17 protein-coding genes are annotated in these 20,963 nt (G+C 60.8%); 8 read left to right on the plus strand and 9 right to left on the minus strand.

Translation table 11 applies throughout. The features are described from left to right. Window positions 1-39: 39 nt before the first annotated feature. Genes K1567_RS23795 through K1567_RS23805 form a run of 3 tightly spaced genes read right to left on the minus strand, consistent with a single transcriptional unit; the run spans window position 40 to window position 3,100 of the window. Window positions 40-1,026 (minus strand): alpha-L-glutamate ligase-like protein, encoded by a 987-nt coding sequence (locus K1567_RS23795; protein WP_034099736.1) that lies wholly within the window; start codon window positions 1,024-1,026, stop codon window positions 40-42. Then, window positions 1,026-2,558 (minus strand): inactive transglutaminase family protein, encoded by a 1,533-nt coding sequence (locus K1567_RS23800; RefSeq protein ID WP_034099735.1) that lies wholly within the window; start codon window positions 2,556-2,558, stop codon window positions 1,026-1,028. The genes K1567_RS23795 and K1567_RS23800 overlap by 1 nt, the downstream gene beginning before the upstream one ends. Window positions 2,559-2,563: 5 nt before the next feature. After that, window positions 2,564-3,100 carry an ATP-dependent zinc protease gene (locus K1567_RS23805; protein WP_034099734.1) on the minus strand — a complete coding sequence of 179 codons (537 nt, stop codon included), beginning with the start codon at window positions 3,098-3,100 and terminating at the stop codon, window positions 2,564-2,566. 268 nt (window positions 3,101-3,368) lie between these two features. Between K1567_RS23805 and K1567_RS23810 the strand changes: the two genes are divergently transcribed. From K1567_RS23810 to K1567_RS23840, 7 genes are all read left to right on the plus strand, one after another. Next, entirely contained in the window at window positions 3,369-4,091 is a 723-nt protein-coding gene (locus K1567_RS23810) for a GntR family transcriptional regulator (RefSeq protein ID WP_034099733.1), read from the plus strand. Beyond that, window positions 4,088-4,981: a methylisocitrate lyase gene (gene prpB, locus K1567_RS23815; protein ID WP_034099732.1), complete on the plus strand. Its 894-nt coding sequence runs from the start codon at window positions 4,088-4,090 to the stop codon at window positions 4,979-4,981. Before K1567_RS23810 ends, prpB begins: the two co-directional genes overlap by 4 nt. A 41-nt stretch (window positions 4,982-5,022) precedes the next feature. After that, window positions 5,023-6,150, plus strand: a complete 1,128-nt coding sequence (prpC, locus tag K1567_RS23820; protein WP_034099731.1) for a 2-methylcitrate synthase — start codon at window positions 5,023-5,025, stop codon at window positions 6,148-6,150. A gap of 137 nt (window positions 6,151-6,287) precedes the next feature. Continuing rightward, the gene (gene acnD, locus K1567_RS23825; protein ID WP_220698929.1) at window positions 6,288-8,882 is read left to right on the plus strand and encodes a Fe/S-dependent 2-methylisocitrate dehydratase AcnD; all 2,595 of its coding nucleotides are present in this window, start codon (window positions 6,288-6,290) and stop codon (window positions 8,880-8,882) included. 11 nt (window positions 8,883-8,893) lie between these two features. Then, window positions 8,894-10,084, plus strand: a complete 1,191-nt coding sequence (prpF, locus tag K1567_RS23830; protein ID WP_034099868.1) for a 2-methylaconitate cis-trans isomerase PrpF — start codon at window positions 8,894-8,896, stop codon at window positions 10,082-10,084. Between the two features lie 129 nt (window positions 10,085-10,213). Beyond that, the gene (gene prpD, locus K1567_RS23835) at window positions 10,214-11,698 is read left to right on the plus strand and encodes a 2-methylcitrate dehydratase (protein WP_220698930.1); all 1,485 of its coding nucleotides are present in this window, start codon (window positions 10,214-10,216) and stop codon (window positions 11,696-11,698) included. A gap of 148 nt (window positions 11,699-11,846) precedes the next feature. Further along, window positions 11,847-12,761 carry a hypothetical protein gene (locus K1567_RS23840; protein ID WP_220698931.1) on the plus strand — a complete coding sequence of 305 codons (915 nt, stop codon included), beginning with the start codon at window positions 11,847-11,849 and terminating at the stop codon, window positions 12,759-12,761. Window positions 12,762-12,828: 67 nt separating this feature from the next. Here K1567_RS23840 and K1567_RS23845 read toward each other — a convergent pair whose 3' ends face one another. From K1567_RS23845 to K1567_RS23865, 5 genes are read right to left on the minus strand one after another with little or no spacing between them, the layout of a single operon-like run. After that, window positions 12,829-13,557 carry an alanyl-tRNA editing protein gene (locus tag K1567_RS23845; RefSeq protein WP_034099727.1) on the minus strand — a complete coding sequence of 243 codons (729 nt, stop codon included), beginning with the start codon at window positions 13,555-13,557 and terminating at the stop codon, window positions 12,829-12,831. A gap of 2 nt (window positions 13,558-13,559) precedes the next feature. Continuing rightward, entirely contained in the window at window positions 13,560-14,552 is a 993-nt protein-coding gene (locus tag K1567_RS23850; RefSeq protein ID WP_034099726.1) for a serine O-acetyltransferase, read from the minus strand. A gap of 37 nt (window positions 14,553-14,589) precedes the next feature. Further along, complete coding sequence (locus K1567_RS23855) at window positions 14,590-15,504, minus strand: PLP-dependent cysteine synthase family protein (protein WP_034099867.1); 915 nt, start codon at window positions 15,502-15,504, stop codon at window positions 14,590-14,592. A 24-nt stretch (window positions 15,505-15,528) separates the two neighbouring features. Continuing rightward, window positions 15,529-17,391 (minus strand): molybdopterin-synthase adenylyltransferase MoeB, encoded by a 1,863-nt coding sequence (moeB, locus tag K1567_RS23860; RefSeq protein WP_220698932.1) that lies wholly within the window; start codon window positions 17,389-17,391, stop codon window positions 15,529-15,531. A 38-nt stretch (window positions 17,392-17,429) separates the two neighbouring features. Then, window positions 17,430-18,323, minus strand: a complete 894-nt coding sequence (locus K1567_RS23865; protein ID WP_167389909.1) for a DMT family transporter — start codon at window positions 18,321-18,323, stop codon at window positions 17,430-17,432. A gap of 160 nt (window positions 18,324-18,483) precedes the next feature. Between K1567_RS23865 and K1567_RS23870 the strand changes: the two genes are divergently transcribed. After that, window positions 18,484-19,908 (plus strand): PLP-dependent aminotransferase family protein, encoded by a 1,425-nt coding sequence (locus K1567_RS23870; protein WP_034114830.1) that lies wholly within the window; start codon window positions 18,484-18,486, stop codon window positions 19,906-19,908. A gap of 69 nt (window positions 19,909-19,977) precedes the next feature. Here the strand turns inward: K1567_RS23870 and K1567_RS23875 are convergent, their stop codons facing one another. Then, entirely contained in the window at window positions 19,978-20,796 is an 819-nt protein-coding gene (locus K1567_RS23875; protein WP_034099722.1) for a pyruvate, water dikinase regulatory protein, read from the minus strand. Between the last annotated feature and the right edge of the window lie 167 nt (window positions 20,797-20,963).

The following is a 20,963-nucleotide window of genomic DNA, read 5'->3' on the forward strand; positions in this document are numbered from 1 at the left end:
TAGGGGGGATGTCGGGGATAGACAGATGGAGCGTTCGGATCAGCCTTCCACCGGGGGAATATGCCCGAACATTGCCTGCACGAACTTCACCCGCTCTTCCACGGTTTCTGTCACGCCGGCAGCCTTGAGTTCTTCCAGGCGCGCTTCTACCGCATGGGTGCGCAAGGTCAGGCCGCAGTCGTTGGCGATCTGGATGTTCAGCCCCGGCCGCGCGTTCAGCTCCAGAATCAGCGGGCCTTTCTCCTGGTCGAGCACCATGTCGACACCGATATAGCCCAGCCCACACAGTTCGTAGCAGCCCGCTGCGAGCTTCATGAAGCCGTCCCAGTTGGGCAGTTGCACGCCATCCACCGCGTTGGTGGTGTCCGGGTGTTTGGTGATGATGTTGTTCAGCCAGGTGCCACGCAGGGTCAGGCCGGTGGCGAGATCGACGCCCACGCCGATTGCGCCCTGGTGCAGGTTGGCCTTGCCGCCGGACTGCCGGGTCGGCAGCCGTAGCATGGCCATTACCGGGTAACCCATCAGCACGATGATGCGGATATCCGGCACGCCTTCATAGCTGATGCTTTTGAAGATCTGGTCGGGCACCACGCGGTATTCGATCAGCGCGCGGTCGCGGTGGCCGCCCAGGGAGTACAGGCCGGTAAGAATGCTGGAAATCTGATGTTCGATTTCCTCGTGGCTGATGATCTTGCCGGACACCGTGCGGTAGCGCCCTTCAAAGCGGTCGGCCACCACCAGGATGCCGTCACCACCGGCGCCCTGGGCCGGCTTGATTACAAAATCGCTGCGCCCGCCGATGATCTCGTCGAGCTTGTCGATTTCCTTCTCGGTGGAGATCACCCCGTACATTTCAGGCACATGAATGCCGGCCGCCAGCGCCCGTTCCTTGGTGATGATCTTGTCATCCACGATGGGGTACAGGCTGCGCTTGTTGTACTTGAGCACGTAGTCGGCGTTACGCCGGTTGATGCCCATGATCCCCCGCGCCTCCAGGGCCTTCCAGGTCTTCCAGAAGCCGAACATTACGAGTCAGCCTTGAGGAAGGCCTTGAACCGCACCAGCTCGGTCAGGCGGTAGCCGCGATAACGACCCATGGCCAGCATGAAGCCCACCAGGATCAGCAGGATCGCCGGGAAGGTAAATACGAAGTAGATCAGCTCCGGCACGCTCATGATGATGTGCGCAAGGGATGCGGCAAACAGCGTACCGATCGCCACTTTCATCGCATGGCTGGCGCCGCGTTCTTCCCAGGTAATCGACAGACGCTCAATGGTCATGGTCAGGATCACCATCGGGAACAGCGCCACCGACAAGCCGCGCTCCAGGCCCAGCTTGTGGCTGAACAGACTGATCGCAGCGATCAACACCACCACGAACGTCAGCACCACCGACAAGCGCGGCAACATCTGCAGTTTCAAGTGTTCCAGGTACGAACGCAGGGACAGCCCCAGCGCCGTGATGATGGTGAACAGCACAATCCCGAAGCCCAGCTGTGTTTCGCGGAACGCCAGGGCGATCAGCACCGGGGTGAAGGTGCCCAGGGTCTGCAGGCCGATCAGGTTGCGCAGGATCAGGATCACCAGCACGCCGATCGGGATCATCACCATGATCATAAAGGTCTGCTGGGTCTGCAGCGGCAGGCCGTACAGCGAGTATTCGAGGAAATTGGCGTCGGTGTTCTCGTCGGTCAGCTTGGCCAGGCGAATGGCGTTCATTTCGCTGTTGTTGAGGCTGAAGGTGACCATGGCTTTCTTGCCGCCATCGACGGTGATCAGGTTTTCATCGCCGGTCCACCACAGCAGGCGGTCGGCGGGCAGGCCCTGTTCGCCGGTTTCCGGGTTGAAGTACAGCCAGTCGTTGCCGTTGAAGCTGCGCAGCCACAGTTCCGGGGTTTGCGGCTGGTCGGCGACCAGGCGGATGGTATGGACCTTTTCCACCGGCACATGGGCGATGGACAGCAGCAGTTCGACGATCTTGGCCTTGTGCGGCGTGGACGGGTCGCCTGCCAGCAGCAGTTTCACATTGTCGTCGTTGAGGTTGTTGGTGCGCTTGATGGCTTCGGTGATAAAGGTCTCGACGTCGGCCGAGTGCTGGCGGATCGGCGCCAGCAGGGCTTCGGCGGCGATTTTCTCCGGGCCTTCCACGGCGATGCTGTCACGGAAGGTCGGGCCTTTGATCTTGGTTTTTTCGCCGCTGTAACGCTTGGTCAGCACCAAACGGTAGTAGAGGGTCTGGTTGCCCTTGGCCCGGCGCGCCGACCAGGTGACCTTGCGGTTGCCGTCGATGCGGTTGACGCTGACCCCGTAGTTATTGGAGATGAAACTCTCGTTGAGGCTGACGAAGTCGCGGCTCAGGGGCGGCACGAACATCTGGATCTTGACCGGGTCCTTGGGGCTGGCCACGAACTCTACCTTGGCGTCGATGTTCCACAGGTCGTCCGTGGCGTCTTCGGTCACGGGGATGCCCAGCACGAAGATTTGGTAGGCGGTGACCGAAATGCCCAGCACCACCAAAAGGGTGATGAGGATTTTCAGGTGCAGGGTCAGAGAGCGCATTCGGGTTACTCGGCGGTATGAGCGTCGGCGGCGCAGGCGGGTTTGCCTGCTGCATATTTAAGACTGGGATCGACCAGCGCATCAAAGCGTTTGAGTGCTTCGGAGCCGATCAGCAGCGGGTATTGGAAAGCGCTGCGGTCAGTCAAGTTCACTTCGATGCTGCGTAAAGCAGTGCCCATGCAGATATCCAGGGCAATCACCGGGCGGGCGGTGTAGTTCTTGTCCTCATCGGGGTCGTAGTCACCGGCGCGGCGCTTGATTTTGCTGACCCGGGCCAGGGGGCGTTCGATGGGGTGGGAGTGGGCGGTGTCGATCGCCAGGTAGAAGCGCACCCAAGACTCACCGTTGCGCTTGAAGCGTTTGATATCGCGGGCGCTGAGGGAGGCGGTCTTGGCGCCGGTGTCCAGTTTGGCGGCGACTTCCAGGTCGATGCCGGCCAGTTGGGCGTATTCGTTGAGGCCATACACAGTCTTCTCGGCGGCAGCGCCAAGGCTTGGGATGGCCAGCAGGCAAAACAATAGGGGGAGGGGCTTGAGTGTCATAGATCCTGAGGCAGTGCAGTGCGATGTTCATTCATGGCGACTGGCATGACTGCGCAATCTCTGGTACGCCCTTTCATCAAAAGACGTCAGGCAAAGGCGGCGGGCATTCTAGCATGATGCTTTTCTGACGCCAGCGCTGGCAGCCGGCCATGTTGTGCGCAATCGCAGGGAGGTTATTAGACGATTGTCGACAATGTGCATTTATTCTTTGACTAGCTGCGGCCTATTGGCTAGTTTTTGCCGCACTGGTTTTAAAGGTGTTGACAATATGCGGGTTCAAGCAGAGCTTCCGACGGTGGCGTCGGACGACTCCCAAACAATGTCGGAGAACGTCTTTCGGCGTATCCAGGCCGCCATCGTCAAAGGTGAGATCGCCCCCGGCAGCAAGATCTCCGAGCCGGAACTGGCGCGCACCTATGGCATCAGCCGCGGCCCGCTACGTGAAGCGATCCATCGCCTGGAAGGCCAGCGCCTGCTGGTGCGGGTGCCCCATGTAGGCGCGCGAGTGGTTTCGCTCAGCCATGCCGAGCTGATCGAGCTGTACGAAATCCGCGAATCCCTGGAAGGCATGGCCTGCCGCCTGGCCGCCGAGCGCATGACCGACGCCGAGATCGAAGAGTTGCGCCAGGTGCTGCATACCCATGAGCGGGATGCGGCGTTCCAGGCCGGTGTCGGCTATTACCAGCAGGAAGGCGACTTCGATTTCCATTACCGCATCATTCAAGGCGCGGGCAACCGTACCCTGACCCAGATGCTCTGCGGCGAGCTGTACCAATTGGTGCGCATGTACCGCATCCAGTTTTCCGCCACGCCCAACCGTCCACGCCAGGCGTTTGCCGAGCACCATCGCATTCTGGATGCGATTGCCGACCGCGACGGCGAACTGGCCGAATTATTGATGCGCCGGCATATCGGCGCCTCCAAGCGCAATATCGCCCGTCATTTCCCCGACGGCGCCACCCAGACAGCCACTCAGCGAGGTGAGTCATGAGTTCCAACAATAACAGCACGCCAGGCCAGCGTTTCCGTGATGCGGTGGCCAGTGAGCACCCCTTGCAGGTGGTCGGCACGATCAACGCCAACCATGCGCTGCTGGCCAAGCGCGCCGGTTTCAAGGCCATCTACCTCTCGGGCGGTGGGGTGGCCGCCGGCTCCCTGGGCGTGCCGGACCTGGGCATCACCGGCCTGGATGACGTGCTGACCGACGTGCGCCGCATCACCGACGTGTGCGACCTGCCGCTGCTGGTGGACGTGGACACCGGTTTCGGCTCCTCGGCGTTCAACGTGGCGCGCACCGTCAAGTCGATGATCAAGTTCGGCGCGGCCGCCATCCATATCGAAGACCAGGTTGGGGCCAAGCGCTGCGGCCATCGTCCAAACAAAGAAATCGTGTCCCAGCAGGAAATGGTCGACCGCATCAAGGCTGCCGTGGATGCGCGCACCGATGACAGCTTCGTGATCATGGCGCGCACCGATGCCTTGGCCGTCGAGGGCCTGGAGTCCGCTCTGGAGCGTGCCGCAGCGTGCATCGAAGCCGGCGCTGATATGGTGTTCCCGGAAGCAATCACCGAGCTTGAGATGTACAAACTGTTCGCCGCGCGGGTGAAAGCGCCGATCCTGGCCAATATCACCGAATTCGGCGCGACCCCGCTGTACACCACCGAACAGTTGAAATCTGCGGATGTTTCCCTGGTGCTGTACCCGCTCTCGGCCTTCCGTGCCATGAACAAGGCCGCCGAAAACGTGTACACCGCGATCCGTCGCGACGGCACCCAACAGAATGTGATCGATACCATGCAAACCCGCATGGAGCTTTACGATCGCATCGACTACCACACCTTCGAGCAGAAGCTCGACGCGCTGTTCGCCGCCAAGAAATAAGCGCAGCGCCTCCCAGATAACTACAAAATTGGAGAAGAACCATGGCTGAAGCAAAAGTATTGAGTGGCGCCGGCCTGCGTGGTCAGGTGGCCGGGCAGACTGCACTGTCCACCGTGGGCCAGGCCGGTGCCGGCTTGACCTATCGCGGCTACGACGTGCGTGAACTGGCCGCCGACGCGCAATTCGAAGAGGTCGCCTACCTGCTGCTGTACGGCGAGCTGCCGAGCAAAACCGAATTGGCGGCCTACAGTGCCAAGCTGAGCAAATTGCGCGACCTGCCTCAGGCGCTCAAAGAAGTGCTCGAACGCATACCCGCCGACGCCCATCCGATGGATGTGATGCGCACCGGTTGCTCGTTCCTGGGCAATATCGAGCCGGAAAAAGACTTCAGCGCCCAGCGCGATGTCACCGACCGCCTGCTCGCTGCCTTCCCGGCGATCATGTGCTACTGGTACCGCTTCAGCCACGACGGCCAGCGCATCGACTGCGTGAGCGACGAGCCGAGCATCGGCGGCCACTTCCTGCACCTGCTGCACGGCAAGACGCCGAGCGAGTTGCACGTCAAAGTGATGAACGTGTCGTTGATCCTCTACGCCGAGCATGAATTCAACGCCTCGACCTTTACCGCGCGGGTCTGTGCCTCGACCCTGTCCGACCTGTATTCCTGCGTCACCGCCGCCATCGGTTCCCTACGCGGCCCGCTGCACGGCGGCGCCAACGAAGCGGCGATGGAAATGATCGAGCGCTTCGCCTCGGCCGAAGAAGCGGTGGAAGGCACCCTTGGCATGCTGGCGCGCAAAGACAAGATCATGGGGTTCGGCCACGCGATCTACAAAGACAGCGACCCGCGTAACGAAGTGATCAAGGGCTGGGCGAAGAAACTCGCCGATGAAGTGGGCGACACCGTGCTGTTCCCGGTGTCCGAAGCCATCGACAAGACTATGTGGGAGCAGAAGAAACTGTTCCCCAACGCCGACTTCTACCATGCCTCGGCATACCACTTCATGGGCATCCCGACCAAGCTGTTCACGCCGATCTTCGTGTGCTCGCGCCTGACCGGCTGGGCCGCCCATGTGTTCGAACAACGTGCCAACAACCGCATCATCCGTCCGAGCGCCGAGTACATCGGCGTCGAGCAGCGCAAGTTCGTGCCAATCGAACGTCGCTGAATGGGAACACCGACGATCTCGAAGTAGAAACCGGACCCAGTGTGGGAGGGGCAAGTCCCTTCCACATTGAAGTCGCATTTCAATTTTGGATCGGCGCAGGTCTTCCTTTTGCAATCACCGTGACCGAGTCCTGACCGATGAACACTGAATTTCGCAAACCGCTCCCTGGCAGTCGCCTGGATTACTTCGATGCCCGTGCGGCGGTCGATGCCATTCGTCCCGGTGCCTATGCCACGCTGCCTTATACCTCTCGTGTGCTTGCCGAGAACCTGGTGCGTCGCTGCGACCCCGCCACCCTCAACGCCTCCCTGAGCCAACTGATCGAGCGCAAGCGCGACCTGGACTTTCCGTGGTTCCCGGCACGTGTTGTGTGCCATGACATCCTCGGTCAGACCGCCCTGGTGGACCTCGCCGGCCTGCGCGATGCCATCGCCCAACAAGGCGGCGACCCGGCGCAGGTCAATCCGGTGGTGCCGACGCAGTTGATCGTCGACCACTCCCTGGCCGTCGAAGCGGGCGGTGCCGATCCGCAGGCTTTTGAGAAAAACCGCGCCATCGAAGACCGTCGCAACGAAGACCGTTTCCACTTTATCGAGTGGACCAAGAAGGCGTTCAAGAACGTCGACGTGATCCCACCGGGCAACGGCATCATGCACCAGATCAACTTGGAGAAAATGTCTCCGGTGATCCAGGTGCGCGACGGGGTGGCGTTCCCCGATACCTGCGTCGGCACCGACAGCCATACCCCCCATGTGGATGCCCTGGGCGTGATCGCCATCGGCGTCGGCGGCCTGGAAGCCGAGAGCGTGATGCTCGGCCGCGCCTCATGGATGCGCCTGCCGGAAAGCGTGGGCGTGGAGCTGACTGGCAAGCTGCAACCGGGCATCACCGCCACCGATATGGTGCTGGCATTGACCGAGTTCCTGCGCCAACAGAAAGTGGTTGGCGCCTGGCTGGAATTTTTCGGTGAGGGCGCGTCCAAACTGACCCTCGGCGACCGCGCGACCATCTCCAACATGGCTCCGGAGTACGGCGCCACCGCGGCGATGTTCTACATCGATCAACAGACCATCGCTTACCTCAAACTCACCGGGCGTGAAGACCAACAGGTCGCGCTGGTCGAGCAGTACGCGCGTCACACCGGGTTGTGGGCCGACGATCTCAAGGGCGCGCAATACGAGCGCGGCCTGACCTTCGACCTCTCCAGCGTGGTGCGCAATATGGCCGGCCCGAGCAACCCCCACGCTCGCGTCGCCACCCGCGACCTAGCCTCCAAAGGCATCAGCGGCCAATGGGACGAAGTGACCGGTCAAATGCCCGACGGCGCCGTGATCATTGCCGCCATCACCAGTTGCACCAACACCAGCAACCCGCGCAACGTGATCGCCGCCGGCTTGTTGGCGCGCAATGCCAACAAACTGGGGCTGACACGCAAGCCGTGGGTCAAATCGTCCCTGGCACCGGGTTCGAAAACCGTGGCCATGTACTTGGAAGAAGCCGGCCTGGGCCATGAACTGGAAAAACTCGGTTTTGGCGTGGTGGCGTTTGCCTGCACTACCTGCAATGGCATGTCCGGCGCGCTGGACCCGGTGATCCAGCAGGAAATCATCGACCGCGACCTGTACGCCACCGCCGTGCTGTCGGGCAACCGCAACTTCGATGGGCGTATTCACCCGTACGCCAAGCAGGCGTTTCTCGCGTCGCCGCCGTTGGTAGTGGCCTACGCGATTGCTGGCACCATCCGTTTCGATATCGAAAAGGACGTGCTCGGCCACGACGCCCATGGCAAGGAAATCCGCCTGCAGGACATCTGGCCAAGCGATGAGGAAATCGACGCGGTGGTTCAGGCGTCGGTCAAGCCGGAGCAGTTCCGCGCCGTGTATATCCCGATGTTCGCGGTGCACGAGGACACCGGCCCGAAAGTCGCGCCGCTGTACGACTGGCGCCCGCAAAGTACCTATATCCGCCGTCCGCCGTACTGGGAGGGCGCGCTGGCCGGGGCGCGGCCGCTCAAGGGCATGCGCCCGCTGGCGGTGCTGCCGGACAACATCACCACTGATCACCTTTCGCCTTCCAACGCGATCATGCTCGACAGCGCCGCCGGTGAGTACCTGGCGAAAATGGGCTTGCCGGAAGTGGACTTCAACTCCTACGCCACGCACCGTGGCGACCACCTGACCGCGCAGCGCGCCACTTTCGCCAACCCGAAACTGTTCAACGAAATGGTCGTCGAGAACGGCAAGGTCAAGCAGGGCTCCCTGGCGCGCATCGAACCGGAAGGCAAGGTCACGCGGATGTGGGAAGCCATCGAAACCTACATGGAGCGCAAGCAGCCGTTGATCATCATCGCCGGCGCCGATTACGGTCAGGGCTCGTCCCGTGACTGGGCGGCCAAGGGCGTGCGTCTGGCCGGTGTGGAAGCGATTGCCGCCGAAGGCTTCGAGCGTATTCACCGCACCAACCTGGTGGGCATGGGCGTGTTGCCGCTGGAGTTCCTGCCGGGCACCAACCGCCATACCTTGCAGATCGACGGCAGCGAAACCTATGACGTGGTCGGCGCCCGCACCCCGCGCGCGCAATTGACCCTGGTGATCAATCGCAAGAATGGCGAACGTGTCGAAGTGCCGGTGACCTGCCGCCTGGACACCGCCGAAGAAGTGTCGATCTACGAGGCGGGCGGCGTGTTGCAGCGTTTTGCCCAGGACTTCCTGGAATCGGCGGCCACCGCCTGAAGAGGATGAACATGGCACACGCACCGCAAATCAAAATCCCCGCCACCTATATGCGTGGCGGCACCAGCAAGGGCGTTTTTTTCAGCCTCCAGGACCTGCCCGCGTCGGCGCAGGTGCCGGGGGCCGCGCGCGACGCCTTGTTGCTGCGGGTGATCGGCAGCCCCGACCCCTATGACAAACAGATCGACGGCATGGGCGGCGCCACGTCGAGCACCAGCAAAACCGTGATCCTGGCCAAAAGCACTCGCCCCGAGCACGACGTGGACTATCTGTTCGGTCAGGTCTCCATCGACAAGCCATTCGTGGACTGGAGCGGTAACTGCGGCAATCTGTCGGCGGCGGTGGGCTCGTTCGCCATCAGCGCCGGCCTGGTGGACCCGGCCCGCGTGCCGCGAGATGGCGTGGCCGTGGTGCGCATCTGGCAGGCCAATATCGGCAAAACCATCATTGCCCATGTGCCGATCACCGACGGCGCGGTCCAGGAAACCGGCGACTTCGAGTTGGACGGCGTGACCTTCCCGGCCGCCGAAGTGCAGTTGGAATTCATGGACCCGGCGGCGGAAGAAGAGGGCGGCGGCGGCTCGATGTTCCCCACCGGCAACCTGGTGGACGAGCTGGAGGTGCCGGGTGTGGGCACGTTCAAGGCCACGCTGATCAACGCCGGTATCCCGACGATTTTTATCAACGCCGAAGACCTCGGCTACACCGGCACCGAACTGCAAGGCGCGATCAACAGCGACCCCAAGGCCCTGGCGATGTTCGAGACCGTGCGCGCCCATGGCGCTTTGCGTATGGGCTTGATCAAGCATCTGGACGAAGCCGCCCAGCGTCAGCACACGCCGAAGGTCGCGTTTGTGGCCAAACCCGCCGATTACGTGGCGTCCAGCGGCAAGGCGATCAAGGCCGGCGATGTGGATTTGCTGGTGCGCGCCCTGTCCATGGGCAAGTTGCACCACGCCATGATGGGCACCGCGGCGGTAGCGATCGGCACTGCGGCGGCAATCTCCGGGACGCTGGTCAACCTGGCGGCCGGGGGTGTCGAGCGCAACGCCGTGCGTTTCGGGCATCCGTCCGGCACCTTGCGCGTTGGCGCCGAGGCCACTCAAGTGAACGGTGAATGGGTGGTGAAGAAAGCCATCATGAGCCGCAGTGCGCGGGTGTTGATGGAAGGTTTCGTACGCATCCCCGGCGACGCTTTCTAAGCCCGGCACCCATCCTCTGTGGGAGGCGGCAAGCCCCTCCCACAGCCATAAGCAGGCACTCAGACCTGCGAAGCGATCAACCCTGACCCTGAGGACGGAGCAACCCCTAACCCACTGTGGAGAACTGCCATGAGCGCCAATGTCGACCAGAATAATCGTCCTGACTATGACCAGGTCTTGCAGGACATCGCCGATTACGTCCTCACCTACCGCATCGAGTCGCAAACCGCGCTGGACACCGCACGCTACTGCCTGATGGACACCCTCGGCTGCGGCCTGCTGGCCTTGCGTTTTCCGGAATGCACCAAGCATCTGGGGCCGATGGTGGAAGGTACGGTGGTGCCGTTCGGCGCGCGGGTGCCGGGTACTTCCTATCGACTGGACCCGGTCAAGGCGGCCTGGGACATCGGCTGCAGCGTGCGCTGGCTCGACTACAACGACACCTGGCTGGCCGCCGAATGGGGCCACCCCTCGGATAACCTGGGCGCCATCCTCGCCGTGGCCGATCACCTGTCGCAAAAACGCGTGGCCAATGGCGATGCGCCGCTGACGGTACGTGCGGTGCTGGAAGCGATGATCATGGCCCATGAAATCCAGGGCGTAATTGCCCTGGAAAATTCGTTCAACCGTGTCGGCCTCGACCATGTGCTGCTGGTGAAAATCGCCTCCACCGCCGTCAGCGCCAAACTGATGGGGGCCAATCGCGAGCAGTTGCTGTCGGCGCTGTCCCACGGGTTTGTCGATGGGCAGGCACTGCGCACTTATCGCCATGCGCCGAATGCCGGTTCGCGCAAATCCTGGGCGGCGGGGGATGCTTCCAGCCGCGGCGTGCGCCTGGCGGACATCGCGCTGCGCGGCGAAATGGGCATCCCCGGGGTGTTGAGCGCGCCGCAATGGGGCTTCTATGACGTGCTGTTCAGCCACACCAACCAGGACTTGGCCCTCAAGCCCGAAGACAAGCGGGCGTTCAGCCTGAGTCAGCCTTATGGCACTTACGTGATGGAAAACGTGCTGTTCAAGATCAGCTTCCCCGCCGAGTTTCACGCGCAGACCGCTTGCGAAGCGGCGGTGACGTTACATCCGCAGGTCAAGAACCGCCTGCACGAGATCGAACGCATCGTGATCACCACCCACGAGTCGGCGATTCGCATCATTTCCAAGGTCGGCCCACTGGCCAACGCCGCCGACCGCGATCACTGCTTGCAATACATGACCGCCGTGCCCTTGGCGTTTGGCAACCTGGTGGCCGAGCACTACGAAGATGCGTTCCACGCTGCGCACCCGATCATCGACGAGCTGCGCGACAAGATGGTCATCGTCGAAGACCCGCGCTATAGCCGCGAATACCTGGAGGCCGACAAGCGTTCGATTGCCAATGCGGTGCAGGTGTTCTTCACCGATGGCAGCTGCACCGAAGAGGTAGTGGTGGAGTATCCGATTGGTCATCGTCGCCGTCGGGTACAGGGCATTCTGTTGCTGGAAGACAAGTTCAAGGCCAACCTAACCACGCGGTTCAGCGCGCAGCGCAGTGCCGAAATTTTTGCGTTGTGTAACGACCAGGCACGGCTTGAGGCGACGCCGGTGAACCGGTTTGTGGACGCGTGGGTGATCTGACGGTGACTTTCGAGGCATAGCGAAGACGCTCTTTGAGAGTCATGTTTCCTACTTATGAGGAACCGTTTTCAGGTAGCTGCCAATCAGGTAGTCAGACGGCCCGCCACCGGGCCGTCTTGTATAACTTCTTGAACCTGAGAGATGCCTCATGACCAGTGTAAACACTCAACAGTACGCGCCTTATCACGCAAACTACGAAATGCCTCCTAAGCCATCGTCCGATCGGAATGAGGGCAATGCCGAAGTGCAGGAATCGCCAAGCAGCCATTCCCCTTCAGCGTCACCCCGGCATTCGATGTCGCCGCAACAACGCGGGCAGTTTTCTGCACATCGTGGCATCGTCAACTCGACTGCAGCGGCCACACAAGCTGATCCCGCCGCACTGCCGCAGCTGTCTAAAGAAAACCAAGAACTGCGTGCAAAGCTAGAACAAATGAGGACTGAGTTCTCGCCGCAAATTATCAAACTTAGCCAGCAACTGAATAATCTCCAGGAACAATTCGGCAAAAGCGGGGCGCCTGTACAAGAAGGTTCGCCATCGACGCCAGACGCTAGTAGCGGTTCCGGGAGCAGCGCACCGTCTGAAGTAGCAGCCCGGTCAGAAAACCCACCGGTGTCAGAGCAACAGACGCCGCAGAGTTTTCAGCAGCTGACGCTCGAAAATAAGCAACTGAAGGAAGCGGTTGTGCGCATGCAAACTCAATTCGAAGCGATCGTCACGAAGTTTCAAGAGCAAATACAAGCGTTGGCTGAGAGGCTGCACGAGGGCGGGGCTCCATCCAATCAGGTTGCTCCTCAAGGCTCGGACGCTCGGGGCACGACCCCCTCGGATCCTTCCGCGGTCGATGATACGCCAGACACGAATAACGCAGCTCCGTCCACTCAGGCAGCCAACGACACACCGTCCGAGAATCCCGGCGTCAATGATTACCTGCGTGAAAACCAGCAACTTCGTGCCCGTATAGAACAGATGTCCGTTCAGTACGGCAAGGTGCTCGAACATCTGCAGCGGCAAGTAGAGGAGCTCACTAATCTCCTAAAAGCCAAAGCAGCAAAATCTTAAGGCAACAATCAGGTCGATAGAGAGGAGGTCTATCCACCCCTCTATTGACCGCCACCTATGGGGCGTTTCATTCGAACCGCAAAATCACCCGGCGGTTGTGCTTGCTCTTCTTCTCGATCTTCTCGCAGAACACCCGCCCAATTTCCTCGGTGTTGAGCACATGGGTGCCGCCGCAAGGCTGGATATCGATACCGGCAATTTCAATAACTCGCACCGAGCCCTGCATCACCGGCGGTGCGACGGCCTGGGTACGGGTGATCTGCAATAAAGTGCTGTATTCCGACGCGGGCATCGACAGGGTGTTGACCGGGTGCGCCTGTTCGATCAGGGCATTGAGGTCGCGGGTGAGGGTGTCTTTGTCGAGGGTCATTTCCGGCAGGTCGAAATCCAGGCGGCCTTTGTCGGCGCTGATGCTGCATCCGGTCACTGGCGCATCGATAAGCGAGCACAGCAGGTGCAAGCAAGTGTGCATCTTCATGTGCTGGTAGCGCCGCTCCCAGTCCAGGCCGGCATCCACCTGCACGCCGGCGGTCAACTGTTCGGGCCGCTGCTCGACCTGGTGCCAGATAATCGAACGCAAGGCCGGGTCGCGCACGGTGCCGATCACTTCCACCCGGGTGCCGTCCGGCAAGGTGAAGTGCCCGGTGTCGCCTGGTTGGCCGCCACCGGTGGGGTAGAACAAGGTGTGCTCCAGCGCGATTCCGTGTTCGCTGACCGCAATCACCCGGGCGCTGAAGGCGTTCTGATAGGGCGCGCTGTCGAACAGCGCCAGGGTTTCCATGGTATGCACGGACATGTTCATCCTCCGACGATCAGTGGGCTGGCTTGCAATAGATGACGCACCATTGCACTCAAGCCAGGGGGAGAGAGCAGGGTGATCTCGAATTCCGGCCCGCAGACCTTGAGGTTCAGCGGCAGGCGCGGCAGGTGGCTGGCGGGTTCCACGCGGTGCAGACGAAACTGCAGGTGATGGCGCTCCTTGACTGTGGGCTCCAACATCAATCCCGGCAGCGGGTGGAAATCGGCATCGAGCACGGTGACCTTGTGGCTCGTATTGATCTCGCCGACCACATGCAGGCGCTCGTCCAAGGCGAACGCACCGAGGTACTTGCTGTTGTCCGACTCATCGTGCTTTTGCAGCTGGATCTGGTTGACCACCTTGACCTTGGTGCCGGCCGGCACGTCCTGGGTAATCACACAGGACGGGCTGATAAACACGTTGTCACCGATCAGTACATAGCCGAGCACGCGGGCCCCGGAGCCGACCTCGACGTTGTTGCCCAGGCGCGGATGGCGCTTGCCGTCGGGGTTGTTGGCAATGCCCCGGGCACCCAGGGTCACGCCGCAGAGGATGTAGCAGTCGTTGCCGATCTCGCAGGTTTCGCCAATCACCGTGCCGTAGCCGTGGTCCAGCACAAAACGCCGGCCGATACGGGCCGCCGGGTGAATTTCGGCACCCGAGAGCACCTTGCCCTGGTTGCTCAGTTTGAGGGCGATGCGCGAGAACATGCCGTTGGGGGTGTCGGGGAAATTCCACACCAGATGGGCCAGGCGGTAGTACAGCACCGCTTTGAACGACGCATAGGACTCCAGAATCAGCTCGCCCCGCCCACGGGATGCCGGGTCGCGATAGGCATAGGCGATCAAATCCTCGGCAATCGCTTGGGCGGCGTTCTGGATCAGCGGCGCCAGATGCGGCTCCAATTGCTTCATCTGCGCGGGCGTCAGGGTCTTGATGAGATGGGTGAGCAACTCATCGTGCAGGTGTTGCATGTCGATAAAGCCGCCCATGGAGGCATCCCCGCGTTCTGGAGGGTTGGAAAACCGGTTAGTCGAAACTGGGCAGGTAGCTGTCGGCATTGTCGTAGACCATGGTCAGCACCACCGTTTCGGGCGGTAATTCGGGAGCGAGCCTGGCGATGGCCACCATATTGGCGGCAGATGACAGGCCCAGGCTGATGGCATCGGTGCGCATGATGCGTTTCATCATGTCCTTGCAGTCCTGGTGCGACACCTTGAGCATGCCGTCGATCACATCCACGTTGAGGATGCTGGGGATCAGCCCGATCGACAGACCCTGGATATGGTGCGGTGCGTGTTGGTTTTTCAGCAGGTCGCATTCTTCCGGCTCCACGCCCATCACACGGATGGCGGGCCAGGCGGTCTTCAGGGTTTCGCCGATACCGGTGATATGCCCGCCGGTGCCGATGCCGCTGACGAAGTAGTCCACATGGCGGTCGCCGAAGGCGCGGATGATTTCCCGTGCGGTGGTGTCGCGGTGGGTTTGCGGGTTGGCGCCGTTGCGCTGCTGGTTGAGCATCACGTAGCTGGGGTTTTCCAGCTGTAATTCCATGCACTTTTCGCCATGGGAGTTGTTCCCGAGACGGCTGTCCGACAGCACCACCTTGGCCCCGTAAAGGCGCAGTAATTTTTGTTTTTCCGGGCTGTAATTGTCGGGAATCACCAGCACCACCTTATAGCCGAGCACGTTGCCGGCCATGACCAGGCCGATGCCGGTGTTGCCGCCGCTGGGCTCGATGATGGTTTGCCCGGAGTCCCGGATCAGCACGCCTCGGCGCTCGGCATCGAGGATCATGCCCAGGGCGATGCGCGCCTTGTGACTGCCGCCGGGGTTGAGGGATTCCAGCTTGGCGTAGACCTCGATGCCGAGGTCTTCGGAAAATTGCGCCAGACGCACGATGGGCGTCTGGCCGATGGCGTCGAGAATAGAGTTATGCAGCATGAGGTAGGAACCCATGGCCGGTGGTCAGTACAAAGGCATGTCGGGTTCGACGTCGCGAACCCAGTGCTTCATGCCGCCTTGCAGGACTTTGGTGTTGGCAAAGCCCGCCGCCAGCAACGTGCTGGCGGCCTGCTCGGCGCGGGTGCCGGCATAGCAGATCAGGTAATGGGTGTTGTCGCGGCTGAGGCGATCCAGCTGCCCATCCAGCTCCGCCAGGGGGATATGCACCACTCCCGGCAACTTGCATACCTCCAGTTCACTGGCGTCGCGTACATCCAGCAGTACGTCGGCGCTGCTGGGGTGTTCGATGACCTGTTTGAGCCCTTGGGGCTTGATGTAGCGTTCCTCGGCCAGTGAAGGTGCGCGCGGCATGGCATCGGCGCACACGGCCGGCGCTATTGCTTGGCTGTGACGCAGGTCCGAACAGCACGGGCAGTCGGCGCGGCGCTTGAAGCGGATCTCGCTGAATTTCATCGCCAGGGCGTCGAAGCGCATCAACCGGCCGGACAATGGTTCACCAATGCCGATCAACAGTTTGATGGCCTCGGTGGCCTGGATCATTCCGACCACTCCCGGCAGCACACCGATGACACCGCCGGCGCTGCAATTGGGCGCCAGTTCGGCGGGCGGTGGGCTGGGGAACAGGCAGCGGTAGCACGGCCCGCCCTGGTAGTTGAGCACGCTGATCTGCCCGTCGAAACGGTAGATCGCGCCGTATACCAAGGGCTTGCCCAACTGTACGCACGCGTCGTTGACCAGGTAGCGGGTGTCGAAGTTATCGGTGCCGTCGATCACCAGGTCATAGGCGCCCACCAGGTCCAGGGCGTTGTCGGCATTCAGGGCGGTGTCGTGGGCATTGATCCGGATATGCCGGTTGAGGTCCAGCAAGCGCTGTTTGGCTGATTCGACCTTCGGCAGGCCGAGAGTGCTGTTGCCGTGGACGATCTGGCGTTGCAGGTTGCTGCTTTCCACCACGTCGAAGTCCACCAGCCCCAGGGTGCCCACGCCGGCCGCCGCGAGGTACAGGCTGATGGGCGAGCCGAGGCCGCCGGTGCCGATGATCAGCACCTTGGCTTTCTTGAGGTTCAACTGACCTTCGCGACCCACGCCGGGGAGCGTGATGTGGCGCACGTAGCGCTGTACTTCTTCGTTGCTCAGGGTGTCCACGTCCATCCCACCGGACGTGGCGAGCAGCACTTCGATGCTGGCTTTTTCCGGCAGCGGGTCGTCGGCGCTGATCAGCTCTTGCTCGGCGGTAAACAGGAAGTGTTCCTTGAGCTGGTTGTTCTTTTCGTGGAACAGATGCGGACGCAGTTGCGGGTGGCTGCTGCAGAGGTTTTCAATGACTTCGCGCAATGTCGATCCGGTGCCCTCAAGGGTCGATTCCGGCAGCTTTGCCACGCGAACCAGAATGTCGGGGAAAGAGACAGCGTTCATGGACAACTCCGTGTGCAGGTCGTTGAAAGGGTTAAGAGCGAACTGTTTGCCATCCCAGGCAAACAGCTTGGAACCCAGGGCCTGGCCCTGGCGAACATCGACCACCAGGTAGCTGACCGGGTAGATCGGTTCGCCCATGAACAGTGCCTTGTCCTGGTCTTCGTCGCTGAAATAGGCGCCGACATCCGGGTGTGAGTGGTAGATCACTACCACCGGGTTGTCGCTGCGAAACGCCTTGTTCATCAGCAGGGTGTCGGCCACCGAGAAGGTGTAGCCATTGGCCGCGCTGCGCGGGTACATCTCGGGGTTCTTGCGGTGCAGCTCATTCTGGATATTGCTGCCCTGGTGCACACTGCCGTCGGCGAAGACGAAGCCACAGCATTCCTCTGGATAGGTGCGGCTGGCGTGGGTGTAGATCTGTTCCAGGGCGTCGGGGCGGAGCACGTCCATGTTTCTCTCGCGTGGTTGAAGGTGATGGGTCGGGCAGGTCAATTTTTCTTGGCCAGCAATTTTTCGATCGGCAGTTTGGTGATTGCAAAACCGGCCAGCAGGATGGCCGAGTACAGCATCAGGTCGCGGGAAATCGGCACGCCTTCGTACCAGGCGCCGATGATCACTGCGAACACCGGAAAAATGATGAACACAAACGACAGGATGATCGGGCTCAAGCGCTTGAGCAGCATGAAATACACGATGAACCCGCCCACCGAGGCCACCAACCCGAGGTAAACCAGCGCGCTCCATGAACGCAGGGTAATGGCATCGAAAGTCGGCGTTTCAAACAACAAACCGGCGATAAACAGCATCATTCCGGCAATCCCGATGGGCAGGGTGTTGTAGGTGATCACGCTGATGGCGCTGCCTTTTTGCTTGGTAATGACATAGCACAAGGCATGCATGATCGCGGCGGTCAGAATCGCCAACACCCCGAAGAACTCGGCGTGGTCCAGGTGCAGGCCCTGGCTGCGGATGATCATGTAGAGACTGCCGAAGCCGATGCCGATGCCGACCACCTGGGAAAAATAGATGCGCTCGCGCAGGAACAGCGCCGAGAAAATCAGGATAAACACTGGCATGCAGCTGAACAGCAGGGCGGTGAGGCCGGACGACACATGCATCTCACCGTAATTGAGCAGGTAGTAGGGCACGCTGAAGTAGGACAGGGTCACGAACACAAAGAACCAGCGGCTCTCGCGGGGAAACAGAATCGGCTCGCGACGGGCCATGGCAAAGCATAGGAACAGTGGAAAGGCGATCAGAAAACGCAGGCCCGCCGAGGTCAATGGCGGCACGCTCTCCACGGCGATCTTGATCCCCAACCAGGTGGTGCCCCAGCTCAGGCAAACGATCAGAAACATGACGCTGGTGACCAGCCCGGCCACCCACTGTTTCTGGGTTTTGGTTTTGGCGGTGTTTTCGAGGACGGCGGACATTGGCATCGTTTATTGCTTCCCTGAGCCGGAATTGAACTCTATATTGAACTTGTAATGAGTGGTTAAATTCGGCGATTGAACCCGTAAAAGCACACTATTAGGGCGAAAGATGGCTGTCAAAACAAATATTGACATGGTGTCAATTATGCGTGAGGGGCTGTCCAGCGGGCAGGGCGTGAAGTACAAGCGCCTGTCTGATGTGATGGAGCGAGGCATCCTTGAAGGCTTGATTGAACCGGGGCGAAAACTGCCGCCCCATCGGGTGCTGTCCGATAACCTGGGGGTGACTATCGGCACCATCAGCCGGGCTTACGGTGAACTGGAGCGCCTTGGGTTGGTGGTGGCTCGGGTAGGTGACGGCACTTTCGTGCGCAAGCGTGGGATGGAGCGCCAGCGCGATGAAGGGTTTCGCAACTTCAGTGAGGAACCGCGCCAGTACTTCGACATGAGCCGCAATATGCATATCCCAGGGCAGGAGACCGCCTTCCTGGCCCAGAGCTTTCAGACCCTGTCGACCAACGCTAAGTTCTTGCAGGACATCAGTGCCTACACCCCGGATGCCGGTCTGCCGCGCTACCGCGACGCGGGCGCGCAGTGGCTGGTGCAGCGCGATTTCCATCCGATTCCCGAACAGGTTATCTGCGTCAATGGCGGCCAGCATGGCTTGCTCTGCGCAATGATGGCGCTGTTGCGCGCGGGCGACACCGTGGTCACCGAACAACTGACTTACCCTGGGCTGATCACTGCCGCGCGTATGCTCGGCGTCCGCTTGATCGGCCTGGAAATGGACGACGAAGGGGTACTGCCCAGTGCGCTGGATGAAGTCTGTCGTAATCACCGGATTTCGGCGTTGTACTGCACACCGACGATTCAGAACCCGACCACCGCAGTGCTATCGGTGGCGCGTCGCGAAGCACTGGTCAAGGTGTGCCGCGAACACAACCTGTTGATTCTGGAGGACGAAGCCCATGGTGTGCTGGTGGAAGATCGGCCGCCGCCGCTGAGTTTCTTCGCGCCTGAGCGTACGATTTTGATCAGTAGCCTGAGCAAGGCCGTATCCGCGGGCCTGCGGGTGGGCTATGTGCATGCACCGCCGGCGTTGGTCAGCCGCATTTCGGCAGCGTTGCGTTCGACGTGCTGGATGGCCACGCCGGTTACCCTGGAACTGGCCACGCAGTGGATCGAAAATGGCACGGCGCAATACCTGCTCAGCCAGCAAATCAATGAGATCAGCCGGCGCAAAGCCCTGGTGCGCGACCTTCTGGAGGGGCTGGAGTACCGCACCCATCTCAACAGTCCGCACTTCTGGATTGAAGTCCCTGAGCCGTGGCGTGCTTCGGAAATCGAGGCGGAACTCAAGCAGAATAATTACCTGATCGCCACTGCCGAAGCTTTCGCCGTGGGGCAGACCGCCGTGCCGCAATTTATCCGGGCGAGTATCTGCAACACCTCGGGGGACGATCAGTTGTTGCGCGTGGGGTTCGATGCGTTGGCCACGGCCTTGGGGCAGGGAGGGGGGCGGTTTCAGCTGTAGTTGGGATAGCGACAAGCTGCAAGCTTAGAGCTGAGTGGCCGTGGCTTGCGGCTTCAACTTGCAGCTGCCTCACTTAAACCTACGCTCTACGCCCTTTTCCACCAGAATCTTCGCCGAGATCTCCTCCACCGAAAAATGCGTGGAATTGATGTGCGCAATATTCTCGCGGCGGAACAGATTTTCCACCTCGCGCACTTCAAACTCGCACTGGGCGTAGCTCGAATAGCGGCTGTTGGGCTTGCGTTCGTTGCGGATGGCGGTGAGGCGGTCCGGGTCGATGGTCAGGCCGAACAGTTTGTGCGAATGGGCGCGCAGAGCGGCCGGCAGGGTCAGGTGCTCCATGTCATCCTCGGTCAGCGGGTAGTTGGCCGCGCGGATACCGAATTGCATGGCCATATACAAACAGGTGGGCGTTTTGCCGCAGCGCGACACGCCCACCAGAATCAGATCGGCCTTGTCGTAGTAGTGGGTGCGGGCGCCATCATCGTTGTCGAGGGCAAAGTTCACCGCCTCGATACGCTCCATATAGTTGGAGTTATGCCCAATGGAATGGGACTTTCCGACCGAATAGGAGGAATGTTCGCTCAACTCCTGTTCCAGTGGCGCCAGGAACGTGGAGAAAATGTCGATCATGAAACCATTCGAGGTTGCGAGAATCTCACGAATGTCTTGATTGACGATGGTGTCGAAAATGATCGGCCGAAAACCGTCTTTTTCAGCCGCCAGATTGATTTGTTGTACCATGGCCCGCGCTTTTTCCACGCTGTCGATGTAAGGCCGCGTGAATTTGGCGAAGGTAACGTTTTCGAACTGCGCGAGCAGGCTTTGACCCAGTGTTTCGGCTGTAATGCCGGTGCCGTCGGAAATAAAGAAAGCAGATCGTTTCATTTGAGCCCTGGGCCTTAAGCTGATGACGAATCTTGGATATGATAGGCGCGATTTTGCCGTCCCACAGTGGGCCGCATTCTCACTTATTTTCCAGGTCCAGGCCACAAACGCTGGTGAATGCTCCCACGAGCAGCCGGCGTCCTGAGCTTTTCCAACACAGTTAGTGG

Source organism: Pseudomonas sp. S5F11, from assembly GCF_019641515.1.
Classification (GTDB): domain Bacteria; phylum Pseudomonadota; class Gammaproteobacteria; order Pseudomonadales; family Pseudomonadaceae; genus Aquipseudomonas; species Aquipseudomonas rhodesiae.